The sequence below is a fragment of the Streptomyces viridosporus T7A genome, assembly GCF_008704515.1.
GTDB lineage: Bacteria > Actinomycetota > Actinomycetes > Streptomycetales > Streptomycetaceae > Streptomyces > Streptomyces viridosporus.
The window spans coordinates 3,968,475-3,981,155 of sequence record NZ_CP023700.1 but is presented as its reverse complement, the minus strand read 5'-3'; the positions used below and the strand labels follow the sequence as shown (position 1 = coordinate 3,981,155).

The window sequence follows — 12,681 nt, the reverse complement described above, 5'->3', positions numbered from 1 at the left end:
GGGCGCGTCACGCGGGCGCCTTCGCCATAGCCGTCCTCGCACGTCGCGATAGCCGTCCCGGGCGCCGTGCATTTCCCGTGAAGGAATGCGCGGACGGCCTCGGAATTGATCACCGCGCCGCTCGTCCTCACGCCGTGTGATCAATTCCGGATTCGACCGGAACCCGGCTCCGCTCACCGAACGGAGTAGCGGAAGTCGAGCACTCGGAACCGGACATATGGGGATGTTCGGCCGCTCGTGCAGGCCTTCGGATGCCTGTGACGTGCGTGTTTCACTTGCCCCGGAGAGCCGCTCCCACCTGCGAATACCTGCTTCCGCTCGGCGTCCGCAGCACGTCCCCGTTGCTGTTGTCAAGCCCCGAGAATGGCCCTGACCTGCGAAAACGCCATTCAGAACACGCCGTATCCGTGTTACCCTGGATAGCCACGGAAGGGGTACCTGTCACATGACGTTCAAGGTTGGCGACACCGTGGTCTATCCCCATCACGGGGCCGCGCTGATCGAGGCAATCGAAACTCGCCAGATCAAAGGCGTGGACAAGACCTACTTGGTGCTGAAGGTCGCCCAGGGTGACCTGACGGTACGTGTGCCAGCGGACAATGCGGAGTTCGTCGGCGTGCGTGATGTGGTCGGTCAGGACGGGCTGGACCGGGTCTTCGAGGTGCTGCGCGCGCCGTATGCCGAGGAGCCCACGAACTGGTCCCGTCGTTACAAGGCAAACCTGGAGAAGCTCGCCTCGGGCGATGTCATCAAGGTCGCGGAAGTCGTGCGTGACCTGTGGCGTCGTGAGCGCGAGCGTGGACTCTCCGCCGGCGAGAAGCGCATGCTCGCCAAGGCGCGCCAGATTCTGGTCAGCGAACTCGCCCTCGCGGAGAACACCAACGAGGACAAGGCCGAGGCCCTGCTCGACGAGGTTCTCGCCTCCTGAGAAGGCGGAGCACCTCTCGCTCAGCACTGCTCAGCGCACTGCTCAGCGCATCGAAATGCCGCGGTGCCCGATGACGTCCTGGATGTCGCCGGGCGCTGCGGCATGTGCGTACCCGGACTCCGTGCACCGTGGTGCCCGCGTCGCACTTGCGCCGCGCCGGGGAATGTGTCATCACTCACGTCCCCGCCCCTGGTGTGCCGGGCCCCGGGCGGCCGGCCCGACCAGAGTCACGGAAGGGGCTGGTCGAGGCGTCGCGCCCGGCACTGCCCCCGCTTCGGGAGCGGGGGTACGCCCAGGCCATACCCAGGTAGGCCGAGCACACAAACCTGACAGGAACCGATGTCTGACGATCCGCTCCCCCCGCCCCCCTCGACCCCCGCACCCGGTCGTGCGACCGCCCGGACGGCGGCCGTGATCCCGGCCGCCGGCCGCGGCGTGCGCCTCGGACCGGGCGTCCCCAAGGCACTCCGGGCGCTCGGCGGCACCCCCATGCTCATCCACGCGATCCGCGCGATGGCCGCCTCCCGCGCCGTCTCCCTGGTCGTCGTCGTGGCCCCGCCCGACGGCGCCGCCGAGGTCAGGACGCTGCTCGACGCGCACGCCCTGCCCGAGCGCACCGACTTCCTGGTCGTCCCCGGCGGCGGGAGCCGCCAGGAGTCCGTGCGGCTCGGCCTGGAGGCGCTGCCGCCCGGCTACGACATCGTCCTGGTGCACGACGCGGCCCGTCCGCTCGTCCCCGTGGACACCGTGGACGCCGTCATCGAGGCCGTCCGCGACGGCGCCGTCGCCGTCGTCCCCGTGCTGCCGCTCGCCGACACCGTCAAGCAGGTCGAGTCGGCCGGCGCACCGGGCGGGCCCGAGCGCGTGGTCGCCACCCCGGACCGGTCCCTGCTGCGCGCGGTGCAGACCCCGCAGGGCTTCGACCGGGCCACCCTGGTGCGCGCGCACGAGACGGTGACGGACGACGTCACCGACGACGCGAGCATGGTCGAGCAGCTCGGCCCGACCGTCGTCACCGTCCCCGGCCACGAGGAGGCCTTCAAGGTCACCCGCCCCCTCGACCTGGTCCTCGCGGAGGCGGTCCTGGCCCGCAGGAGGCTCAACGATGGCTTCTGAGGCGCTCCCGGTGCTCCCGCAGGTGGGCATCGGCACCGACATCCACGCCTTCGAGGACGGCCGGGAGCTGTGGTGCGCCGGCCTGAAGTGGGAGGGCGAGGGCCCGGGGCTGGCCGGGCACTCCGACGCGGACGTCGTCGCGCACGCCGCCTGCAACGCGCTGTTCTCCGCCGCCGGGCTCGGCGACCTGGGGCAGCACTTCGGCACCGGGCGGCCCGAGTGGTCCGGGGCGTCCGGGGTGACGCTGCTGACCGAGGCCGCGCGGATCGTGCGGGAGGCCGGATTCCGGATCGGCAACGTCGCGGTGCAGGTCGTCGGCCCCCGGCCGAAGATCGGCAAGCGCCGGGAGGAGGCCCAGAAGATCCTGTCGGAGGCCGCCGGGGCGCCGGTGTCGGTGTCGGGGGCCACGACGGACGGGCTCGGCTTCCCCGGCCGGGGAGAGGGGCTCATGGCGGTGGCGACGGCCCTGGTCGTCCGCACGGGCTGAGCGGTCCGGCGGCCCCGGAGGGACGCGGGACCGCCGGGCCGCGCGACGACGCGGCCCCGGCACGACCACCCCGCGCCACCCCGCCTTCGCCCTGCCACCGGCCCGTCGGCGGCGGGCCGGCGGGCCCGGTCCGCCACCCGTGTCCCGGCGGTCCGCGGGCCGTGTGCGGCGACCCGTACGCGCCAAACCCCCGGAAGGCGCCGGGCACACCCCGGTGCCGACTACCCTGGAGGGGTGACTATTCGCCTGTACGACACCAGCGCCCGGCAGATCCGTGACTTCATCCCGCTCCGGCCGGGTTGTGTCTCGATCTACCTGTGCGGTGCCACCGTGCAGGCGGCACCGCACATCGGGCACATCCGCTCGGGGCTGAACTTCGACATCATGCGCCGCTGGTTCGCGTACCGCGGCCTGGAGGTGACGTTCATCCGCAACGTCACCGACATCGACGACAAGATCATCGCCAAGTCCGCCGAGCAGGGCCGCCCCTGGTGGTCCATCGGCTACGAGAACGAGCGCGCCTTCACCGACGGCTACCACGCCCTCGGCTGCCTGCCCCCCACCTACGAGCCGCGCGCCACCGGCCACATCACCGAGATGGTCGAGATGATGCGCGGCCTCATCGAGCGCGGCCACGCCTACGAGGCCGACGGCAACGTCTACTTCGCCGTCACCTCGTTCCCGGACTACCTGAAGCTGTCCAACCAGGAGCTGGAGAACCTCCTCCAGCCCTCCGGCGAGGGCGAGACCGGCAAGCGCGACCCGCGCGACTTCGCCATGTGGAAGGCGGCCAAGCCCGGCGAGCCGAGCTGGGAGACGCCGTGGGGCCGCGGGCGCCCGGGCTGGCACCTGGAGTGCTCGGCGATGGCGCACAAGTACCTCGGCACCGTCTTCGACATCCACGGCGGCGGCCTCGACCTGGTCTTCCCGCACCACGAGAACGAGATCGCCCAGGCCAAGGCCTACGGCGACGAGTTCGCCCGCTACTGGGTGCACAACGCCTGGGTCACCATGAGCGGCGAGAAGATGTCGAAGTCGCTCGGCAACTCGGTGCTCGTCGGCGAGATGGTCAAGCGGTGGCGGCCCATCGTGCTGCGCTACTACCTCGGCACCCCGCACTACCGCTCGATGATCGAGTACAGCGAGGAGGCCCTGCGCGAGGCCGAGTCCGCGTTCGCGCGCATCGAGGGCTTCGTGCAGCGCACCGTGGAACTCGCCGGCGGTCCGGTGGAGCCGTCCGCCGAGGTGCCGCCCGCCTTCGCCGAGGCCATGGACGACGACCTGGGCGTGCCGCAGGCGCTGGCGGTGGTGCACACCACCGTCCGGCAGGGCAACAGCGCGCTGGCCGCCGACGACAAGGAGGCCGCCGTGGCCCGCCTCACCGAGGTCCGCGCCATGCTGGGCGTCCTCGGGCTCGACCCCCTCGACCCGCACTGGGCCGGCGAGGGCGACCGGGGCGAGGACCTGCACGGGGTGGTCGACAGCCTGGTGCGCCTCGTCCTCGACCAGCGCGAGGCCGCCCGGGCCCGCAAGGACTGGGCCACCGCGGACGCCATCCGCGACCGGCTGGGCCAGGCCGGCCTGGTCATCGAGGACAGCCCGCAGGGGCCGCGCTGGAACCTCGGCCCGCGCTGAGCGACCACGGGGAGCCCCGCGGCTCCCCCGATCGGCCGTGCCGCCCGGGGCGCCGGGCGGCACACCGCACGGACACATCCACAGACGCGACGCACACACCCACCACTTCACGGAAGACGGATACCTCATGGCCGCGAACAACCGCCGCATGTCCGGCAAGAAGGGCGCGCAGGTCGGCAGTGGCGGCCAGCGGCGCCGGGGCCTCGAAGGCAAGGGGCCGACGCCGCCCGCCGAGATGCGCAAGGGCCACGCCAAGCAGCGCGCCGCCCAGGCCAGGGCGCGCCGCGCCCAGGGCCGCCCGCAGCAGCGGCGCGGCGGGGGACGCTCGAGCTCCGAACTCGTCGTCGGGCGCAACCCCGTCGTCGAGGCGCTGCGCGAGGGCGTGCCCGCCTCCACGCTGTACGTCCAGCAGTTCATCGACAACGACGAGCGGGTGCGCGAGGCGCTCCAGCTCGCGGCCGAGCGCGGCGGGATCAACCTCATGGAGGCGCCCCGCCCCGAACTCGACCGCATGACGAACGGCCTGAACCACCAGGGCCTGGTCCTCCAGGTCCCGCCGTACGAGTACGCCCACCCCGAGGACCTGGTCGCGGGCGCCCACGACGAGGACGAGGACCCGCTGATCGTCGCCCTCGACGGCGTCACCGACCCGCGCAACCTCGGCGCCGTCGTCCGCTCCGTCTCCGCCTTCGGCGGCCACGGCGTCGTCGTGCCCGAGCGGCGCGCCGCCGGCATGACCGCCGGTGCGTGGAAGACGTCCGCGGGGACGGCCGCCCGTACGCCCGTCGCCCGCGCCACCAACCTCACGCGCGCCCTGGAGGCGTACAAGAAGGCCGGGATCGTGGTCGTCGGCCTGGCCGCCGACGGGGAGGCCGAGATCGGCGAGCTGGACGCGCTCGAGGGCCCGGTCGTCATCGTCGTCGGCAGTGAGGGCAAGGGGCTGTCCCGACTGGTCGGCGAGACGTGCGACTTCCGGGTGCGGATCCCGATGCCGGGCGGCGCGGAGTCGCTCAACGCCGGCGTGGCGGCGGGCATCGTCCTGTACGAGGCGGCCCGGCGCCGGGGCTGACGCCACCGGGGACGAGCGAGGTGCCTGAACGGGTGTGCGACATCGTCACCCACAGGGGGCGTTCCGGACGGTCCGGGCCAGCTTGACGCGGTCCGGACACATCCGGCGGGTCAAGGCAGTGTCCTAACACCACGTCACTCGGTTAGATGAGTGTGGACACCAGAACACCCCGCACACCCACGGGGGACCGCTCGTCGGGACTCGACGACGCTCCCGCGCTGAGCATGGTGAAGGTGCCGAGCGATCCGGCGCAGGTCATCGTCAATCACGCCAGCTTCCGCGTGCAGCTGGGAGCTTCGACGCGGTACGCCCGGTCGCCGCGGATCGCACGGTACCCGGGCGCCGAGGACACCGCCCGCATCCCCGTCGTCACCACCATGGGTGCGGCGGGCCGGGCCGCGCCCCGCCGCCGTCCCGTCGTCTGGAGCGGCCGGTCCGCCCCCGACGACACCGGCGCCCACCGGCTCCTGCAGGCCGTGCGGCGCGAGGGCGTCCGGCACACCGACGAACCGCTCGGCGACACCGGGACCGGCACCCGGGTCATCCCCCGCCCCGGCACCGGTTACGACGACCACGACGACGGTCCGGCCACCCAGCCCCTCAGGACCCCGTTCGTCGGCGCCCCGCGCAGGCCCGGCGACGGTCCCCTGCTGCCTCCCCTGCGCACGGTCGGCAGCGCCTACGACGAACCCGCCTACGACGGCTTCGCCCACGACGGCCACGGCTACGGTCACTCCGCGTACGACGACGCGTTCGAGGACACCGGCGCCCACTCCACGCTCCCGGGCGAGGACACCGGCCGGCGCGGCAGGCGGCACGCCGACGACCCGGCCCGGCACGCCTACTACCCCGGGCGCCGGATGAACCTCGGCGTCGTCCTGCTCCCGCTGCGGGTCTTCCTCGGCGGCATCTCCGTCTACGCCGGCATGGGCAAGCTCTGCGACCCCCTCTACTTCGAGGGCGGCAGGCGCGGCTCCATGGTCAAGTGGCTGAACACCCTGCACCCCTGGGAAGTCGCCGAGCCGCTGCGCCAGTTCGCCCTGGAGCACCCCGTCGGCTCCGGCCTGGCCATCGCCTTCCTCCAAGTCGTCGTCGGCGTCCTGACCGTCCTCGGCTGCTGGCAGCGGGTGGCGGCCGCGGTCGGCGCGCTGCTCTCGGCGGCGCTGCTGGTCACCGTCAGCTGGAAGAGCGTCCCCGCCTACGAGACGCCCGACATCATCTACCTCGCCGCCTGGTCCCCGCTGATCATCGCGGGCGCCCCCGTCTACTCCGTCGACGGCCGCCTCGCGGGCGGTGCCTGGCGCCGGCTCGGCCCCCGCGCCGACATCTGGGACCTGCGCCGCCACGTCCTGCGCCGCGGCGCCCTCGTCACCACCCTCGTCTGCGGGCTCACCCTGCTCGTCGGCTCGCTGCTCGGCGGTGCCGTCCGCGACGCCGACCGCGTGGTCGTCCCGGGCCCCGGAGAGGCCCCGCGCAACGAACTCCCCGGCTCCCCGCTCCCGCAGAAGCCCGGGGAGTCACCGGAGAAGCGCGTCCCGTCGGCCCCCACCACCCCCAGCCAGAGCGCCACGACGTCCGGCTCGACCGGTCCGTCCGCCGGAGCCACCAGCCCCGGCGCGACCCAGGGCACCGGAGCCACCACCGGTGCCCCCAGCCAGACCCGGGGCAGCACCGGGCAGACGCCGCCCCAGCAGTCCTCCCCGATCGACCAGGCCCCGAGCACCAGCTCCGGCCCGACCTCGGGCGGCAGCACCACCGGCGGCAGCGGCAGCGGCGCCCCGAGCGGGGACGGCGGCGGCAGCGGCGGCTCCTCCTCCGAGAGGCGGGGTCTCGTGGGCGGCCTCCTGGGATAGGGACGCCCGCCCGCACACGGCGAAGGGGTCCCGCACCGGCGAGGTGCGGGACCCCTTCGCCGTCGCCGGTGAGGAAGGCGGTGGCCGGGCCGGTGAGGACGGGTCAGCGGCGCTGCGCCGCCAGTTCCTTCGCCGCCTCCGTCAGGTCCTTCGCGGTGTCGATCGCCCGCCAGTAGGAGCCCTGGGGGATCGGGAAACCGGCCAGCCGGCGCTCGCGCGCCAGGTGCGGGAACGTGGTGCGCTCGTGGTCGCCGCGCTCCGGGAGCAGGTCGGCGAACCCGGGGGAGAAGACGTACACACCCGCGTTGATCTCGAAGGTCGACGGCGGGGCCTCGATGAAGTCGGTGATGTGGCCGAAACCGTCCGTCCGCACCGCGCCCCACGGGATGCGCGGACGGGCCAGCGCGAGGGTCGCGACGGCGTCCCGCTCGGTGTGGAAGTCCGCCATGTCGCGCAACGAGAAACGGGTCCAGATGTCGCCGTTGGTGGCGTACCAGGGGCGGTCCGGGTACGGGAGGTGCGCGGCGGCGTGCTTCAGGCCGCCGCCGCGGCCGAGGGGTTCCGTCTCGACGGCGGTGGTGACGGAGACGGGCAGGTCGGCGGTCTCCAGCCACTCCTGCAGGACCTCGGCGAGGTGGCCGCAGGAGACCACCACGTCCGTCACGCCCTCCTCGGCGAGCCAGGAGAGCTGATGGCCGATGATCGGGGTCCCCGTACCGGGGATCTCGACCATCGGCTTGGGCCGGTCGTCGGTGTACGGACGAAGCCGGGAGCCTTGGCCGCCGGCCAGGACGACGGCTTGAACGGGACGGGACGCGGCGCTCGGATCGGTCATGGGCGGAACTGTACGTGGCGCCCCGCGAACGGTCGGGGCCGGTGGCCCGGTGACCGGCGGTGCCTCCACCGCACCGGCGCGGTGCGGCCGGTGACGCCTCCTCCGCACCGGCGCGGCGCGGCACGGCCGGTGCGGGTCGTGTGCCCGGCGGCGGGCGGTGCGCTCAGCGGTGGGCGGTGACGACCCCCGACGCGAAGGAGGTGTCGCAGACCGGGCGGGCGTAGGACTGGGCCTTGGTGGGGCCGTACGCCCGGACCGCGGCCTTGCCGAGGGAGCGGGCGATGGAGGCGCAGTGCTTCGCCAGCGACGGGCGCTCGTCGACGGCCTGCTGGAGGTGGGTGAGCGCGACGCCCGGGTCCTCCTCCTGCAGTTCGACCAGCAGCGCGTCGCGCAGCACGTCCTGCGGTGCGCGGGCGGCGGCGCGCGAGGAGGCGCCGGGGGCGGAGGCGTCCGCGGCGGTGAGCACCGGGCTCGAGGGGGATCCCGACCAGTTGACTCGCGCGACCGCGAGGGTCCCGGAGAGCACCAGGACGACGGGCAGGACGAAGGCGAGGGTGCGGCCGATCCGGAGGGCGGGGCCCCCGCCGCGTCGCGTCTGAGGGTTCGTGGAGTGCTTCACGCGTGTGAGGGTAGCGGCAGGTAGTCGGGCGGAAACCTTCCGTCACCGGTTCGAGGGACAGGGGGTGGAGGGTTTCGAGGTGCGTGTTGACGCACCCCGATCGAAATGTCCCTTGTGCCGGGGTATTTGTCGACAAGGAGAGGGGCCCCGCAGCGACCTGCGGGGCCCCTCTTCATCATCTCGGGTGAATCACCCGGAGCCGTACGTTTCGTCCGGTGCCTCAGTCGGAGAGGCGCGCGCCGGTGGAGGTCGAGAACACGTGGGTCTCGCCCGCCCGCGGCACGACGTGCAGCTGGCTGCCCTTCTCCGGGACCTCGCGGCCGCCGACGCGGACCACCACGTCCTTGGCCTCGCCGCCGATCTGCGCGGTGCCGTAGACGAACGCGTCGGAGCCCAGCTCCTCCACGACGTTGACGGTGACCTCGACGCCCAGGTCGGAGTCGGCACCGGCCACGTCGAAGTGCTCGGGGCGGACGCCGACCGTGACGGTCTTGTCGGTGGCGGAGGCCAGCGCGTCCCGCTGGACCGGCACCACCGAGTTGCCGAACTTCACCCCGCCGTCGGTGATCGGGACCTCGATCAGGTTCATGGCCGGGGAGCCGATGAAGCCGGCGACGAAGAGGTTCGCGGGCTTGTCGTACATGTTGCGCGGGGTGTCGACCTGCTGGAGCAGACCGTCCTTGAGGACCGCGACCCGGTCGCCCATGGTGAGCGCCTCGACCTGGTCGTGGGTGACGTAGACGGTGGTGATGCCCAGGCGGCGCTGGAGCGAGGCGATCTGCGTGCGGGTGGACACGCGGAGCTTGGCGTCCAGGTTGGACAGCGGCTCGTCCATGAGGAACACCTGCGGCTCGCGCACGATGGCGCGGCCCATGGCGACACGCTGGCGCTGACCGCCGGAGAGCGCCTTCGGCTTGCGGTCCAGGTACTCGGTCAGGTCGAGGATCTTCGCGGCCTCCTCGACCTTCTGCCGGATCTCCGCCTTGTTGACGCCGGCGATCTTGAGCGCGAAGCCCATGTTGTCGGCGACCGTCATGTGCGGGTAGAGCGCGTAGTTCTGGAACACCATGGCGATGTCCCGGTCCTTGGGCGGCAGGTGCGTGACGTCGCGGTCACCGATGCGGATGGCGCCGCCGTTGACGTCCTCGAGCCCCGCGAGCATCCGGAGCGAGGTGGACTTGCCGCAGCCGGACGGGCCGACCAGGACGAGGAACTCGCCGTCCGCGATCTCGATGTCGAGGGCGTCGACGGCGGGCTTGGTGGAACCCGGGTAGATCCGGGTCGCCTTGTCGAACGTGACAGTGGCCATGGTGAATGGTCCCCTTCTACCGGCAGGAACGTGCCGGACGATCCGAGTAGGAAGGTGGTGCCACTACGGGTGTTCCGTTGTGGTGTAGTCCACAGGGGTGAACTGGCACAGGACGGTACCTGGCGTTCACCTGGTCTGTCAGCACCTCCCGGGTTGTGAATTCCGCGGAAACTTTCGAGCGCCGAGGGGACGGCTCCGTAGCGGACGGGGCCCGTTCGGCCCGGCGCGGGGTCACCGGTCGGTCGCGTACCGGTCCGCCAGCACCGCCACGGCCGCCGCGACCGCCCGCCGCAACTCCTCCGGACCGAGCACCTCCGCCTCGACGCCCAGCCGGAGCAGGTCGCCGGTCGCGACCGCCTCCGACTCGACGGACAGCTCCACCTCGACCCACCCCTCGTCGTCCGGCGGCCCCGCCTTTGCGAGCGCCCGGGTCCCCGCCGCCCCGAACTGCATCGGCAGCAGCTTCCGCCCGCGCGGGGAGAGCCGCAGTCGGGCGGTGCCCTGGTGCCGCGCCGCCTCCATGCGCCGGGAGGACTCCGTCCAGTACGCGGCCAGGTCGAAGCCGGCCGGACGGGTGAACTCCTCGCCCGTCTCCTCCACCGTCCGGAAGCGCGACACCCGGTAGGTGCGCACGGCGTCCTGCGCCAGCGCCACCAGGTACCAGATGCCGCCCTTCAACACGAGACCCAGCGGGCACACCTCGCGGTGCACCTCGCCGCGCCAGCGCCGGTAGTGGGTGCGCAGCACCCGCTGCTGCCACACCGCCCGCGCGACGGACTCCAGGTGCGGCACGGGGTCGGCGTCCCGGAACCAGGCCGGCGCGTCCAGGTGGAACCGCTCGCGCACCCGCCGCGCCTGTCCGGCCGGGCCGCCCGGGAGGGCGGCCTCCACCTTCAGCTGGGCGCTCGCCAGGACGGCACCCAGGCCCAGTTCCCCGGCCGGTCCCGGCAGCCCGGCCAGGAACAGTGAACCGGCCTCCGCGTCGGTCAGTCCGGTCAGCCGTGTGCGGTACCCCTCCACCAGGCGGTAGCCGCCCTCCGGTCCGCGCTCCGCCCGGACCGGTACCCCGGACGCGCCGAGCGCCTCGATGTCCCGGTAGACGGTGCGCACCGACACCTCCAGTTCCGCCGCAAGTTCGGAGGCGGTCATCCGGCCGCGGTTCTGCAGCAGCAGGAGCAGGGAGAGGAGCCGGTCGGCACGCATGGGGCCCATTCTCCCCACGTACCTGACAGGAGGTGTCAGGTACGGGCGGAAGGGTGGACGCATCAGCCGGACCCGCACCAGAAGGGGACACCCATGCCCACCACCCGGACCACCACCGGCCACTTCACCTTCGCCGACTGGAAGGAGAGCCCCGTCACCCCCGAGGGCGACAGCCCCCGGCTCGCGCACGCCACGGTCACCAACGCGTTCTCGGGCGGCATCGAGTCCGGGGCCACGACCTGCGACTACACGATCGCCTACCTGACCGGGACGACCGGCACCTTCGCGGGGATGGAACTCGTCGTCGGCCGCGTCGACGGGCGGGAGGGGACCTTCGTGCTGGAGGAGCGCGGGCACTTCGCGCAGGACGGCACCGTGCACTGCTCCTTCGAGGTCGTCGAGGGCTCGGGCACCGGGGAACTGACGGGGCTGCGCGGCACGGGCGGGTTCACCTACCGGCACGGGGAGACGAAGGTGCCGTACACCTTCGCGTACGGGCTGGAGTGAACGGACGGGCCTCCTCCCGCACATGCGTGGCCCCGCGAAAGCGGCTCTGTGTACAGTGGAGCCGCCCTCGCGCGCGCCGCGCGATGCCTCCTTAGCTCAGATGGCCAGAGCAACGCACTTGTAATGCGTAGGTCGTCGGTTCGAATCCGACAGGGGGCTCCGGTGGAACCCGGGCCGGGCCTTCCCGGCCCGGGTCCTTCATGACCCGGGTCTTCATGCCCCGTGGCGGCGCAGGCGGCGGGCGATCTCCAGGTCGCGGTCCTCCAGGGGGCGGCCGTCCTCGATCTCCCACAGGCAGTTCTGCAGCACCCTCCCGTACGTCCACGCGCGCGCCCGCTCGCGGTCCAGGCCGAGGACGTCGGTCATGGCGTCGAAGCGCCAGCCGATGTCGTCGGCGTCGAAGCGGTTGTCCAGGGCGGGCCAGAGGTCGAACCCGGGGTCGCCGGCCAGGGGCTTGGGGTCGATGGCGAGCCAGGGGGCGCGGTCCGAGGCCAGGACGTTCTCGTCGTGCAGGTCCCAGTGCAGGAGGCGGTCGCCGGGCTCGTCGGCGACCTCCCGCACGGCGGCCGCACAGTCGGCGACGACCCGGCGGGCGGCCGGGTCCGGGATGCGGTCCAGGGCCCGGGGGGTGCGCTCGAGCATGGCGTGGGCCATGTCGCCGAGGCGGCGCATGCCCGCGGGGGCGGGGGTGGCGTGGAGGTGGGCGAGGAGGCGGGCGATCACCAGGACGGTCTCGTGGACGTCTGGTCGGTGCGCGAGCATGCGGGAGGCGTCGAGGCGTTCCAGGAGCATGACGCCGGTGGGCTCGTCGTGGTCCAGCAGGCGGACCGCCCCGTCGCCGTCCCACAGGCGCAGCGCGACCGGTTCGCCGTCGGTCTCCTGGTCGCGGAGCTGGAGCTTCAGCATCGCCGGTGTGCCGTCCGCGCGGTCGACCGGGAGGACCAGGGCGCTCATGCCGTGCAGGGGCGTCCCGGTGACGCGCAGGTCCCAGCGGTCGAGGAAGGAGGCGGCCAGGTCCGGCAGGGCGGCGATGAAGGCCCGGCCCGCCTCCTTGTTGAACTTCTCCTGGAATACGGCGAGTTCCTCGGGAATGTCGATCACCTTCCGCACGGTAGTCGTG

General features: G+C 72.9%; 12 protein-coding genes and 1 tRNA gene. 8 read left to right on the top strand and 5 right to left on the bottom strand.

The genetic code is table 11. The features are described 5' to 3' along the window. The first annotated feature begins 445 nt into the window (after positions 1–445). The 6 genes from CP969_RS18340 (at position 446) to CP969_RS18310 (ending at position 7,088) form a co-directional block, all read left to right on the top strand. Positions 446–928 carry a CarD family transcriptional regulator gene (locus CP969_RS18340; protein ID WP_003953493.1) on the top strand — a complete coding sequence of 161 codons (483 nt, stop codon included), beginning with the start codon at positions 446–448 and terminating at the stop codon, positions 926–928. 339 nt (positions 929–1,267) lie between these two features. Then, positions 1,268–2,044, top strand: coding sequence for a 2-C-methyl-D-erythritol 4-phosphate cytidylyltransferase (ispD, locus tag CP969_RS18330; RefSeq protein WP_026085073.1), 777 nt, complete (start codon positions 1,268–1,270; stop codon positions 2,042–2,044). Beyond that, entirely contained in the window at positions 2,034–2,531 is a 498-nt protein-coding gene (gene ispF / locus CP969_RS18325; protein ID WP_004986513.1) for a 2-C-methyl-D-erythritol 2,4-cyclodiphosphate synthase, read from the top strand. Before ispD ends, ispF begins: the two co-directional genes overlap by 11 nt. Before the next feature lie 234 nt (positions 2,532–2,765). Beyond that, positions 2,766–4,166, top strand: a complete 1,401-nt coding sequence (cysS, locus tag CP969_RS18320; RefSeq protein WP_016825671.1) for a cysteine--tRNA ligase — start codon at positions 2,766–2,768, stop codon at positions 4,164–4,166. A 127-nt stretch (positions 4,167–4,293) separates the two neighbouring features. Beyond that, entirely contained in the window at positions 4,294–5,235 is a 942-nt protein-coding gene (gene rlmB / locus CP969_RS18315; RefSeq protein WP_004986515.1) for a 23S rRNA (guanosine(2251)-2'-O)-methyltransferase RlmB, read from the top strand. 146 nt (positions 5,236–5,381) lie between these two features. Further along, complete coding sequence (locus CP969_RS18310) at positions 5,382–7,088, top strand: DoxX family membrane protein (RefSeq protein WP_078495389.1); 1,707 nt, start codon at positions 5,382–5,384, stop codon at positions 7,086–7,088. A gap of 103 nt (positions 7,089–7,191) precedes the next feature. On the opposite strand, the gene CP969_RS18305 is transcribed toward CP969_RS18310, so the two are convergent. From CP969_RS18305 to CP969_RS18290, 4 genes are all read right to left on the bottom strand, one after another. After that, on the bottom strand, positions 7,192–7,923 hold the full coding sequence (locus CP969_RS18305; RefSeq protein WP_004986517.1) for a nucleotidyltransferase family protein: 732 nt from the start codon (positions 7,921–7,923) through the stop codon (positions 7,192–7,194). 163 nt (positions 7,924–8,086) lie between these two features. Beyond that, positions 8,087–8,542 (bottom strand): hypothetical protein, encoded by a 456-nt coding sequence (locus CP969_RS18300; RefSeq protein WP_004986519.1) that lies wholly within the window; start codon positions 8,540–8,542, stop codon positions 8,087–8,089. Positions 8,543–8,762: 220 nt separating this feature from the next. Continuing rightward, positions 8,763–9,851 carry an ABC transporter ATP-binding protein gene (locus CP969_RS18295; protein ID WP_004986521.1) on the bottom strand — a complete coding sequence of 363 codons (1,089 nt, stop codon included), beginning with the start codon at positions 9,849–9,851 and terminating at the stop codon, positions 8,763–8,765. Positions 9,852–10,082: 231 nt separating this feature from the next. Continuing rightward, positions 10,083–11,054, bottom strand: a complete 972-nt coding sequence (locus CP969_RS18290; protein WP_026085074.1) for a helix-turn-helix transcriptional regulator — start codon at positions 11,052–11,054, stop codon at positions 10,083–10,085. A gap of 93 nt (positions 11,055–11,147) precedes the next feature. Here CP969_RS18290 and CP969_RS18285 point away from each other — a divergent pair, with 93 nt between their 5' ends. Beyond that, positions 11,148–11,561, top strand: a complete 414-nt coding sequence (locus CP969_RS18285; protein WP_016825674.1) for a DUF3224 domain-containing protein — start codon at positions 11,148–11,150, stop codon at positions 11,559–11,561. A gap of 85 nt (positions 11,562–11,646) precedes the next feature. Next, a tRNA-Thr gene (locus CP969_RS18280) sits at positions 11,647–11,720 on the top strand. Positions 11,721–11,774: 54 nt separating this feature from the next. On the opposite strand, the gene CP969_RS18275 is transcribed toward CP969_RS18280, so the two are convergent. Further along, positions 11,775–12,671, bottom strand: a complete 897-nt coding sequence (locus CP969_RS18275) for an aminoglycoside phosphotransferase family protein (protein WP_016825675.1) — start codon at positions 12,669–12,671, stop codon at positions 11,775–11,777. Positions 12,672–12,681 lie beyond the last annotated feature (10 nt).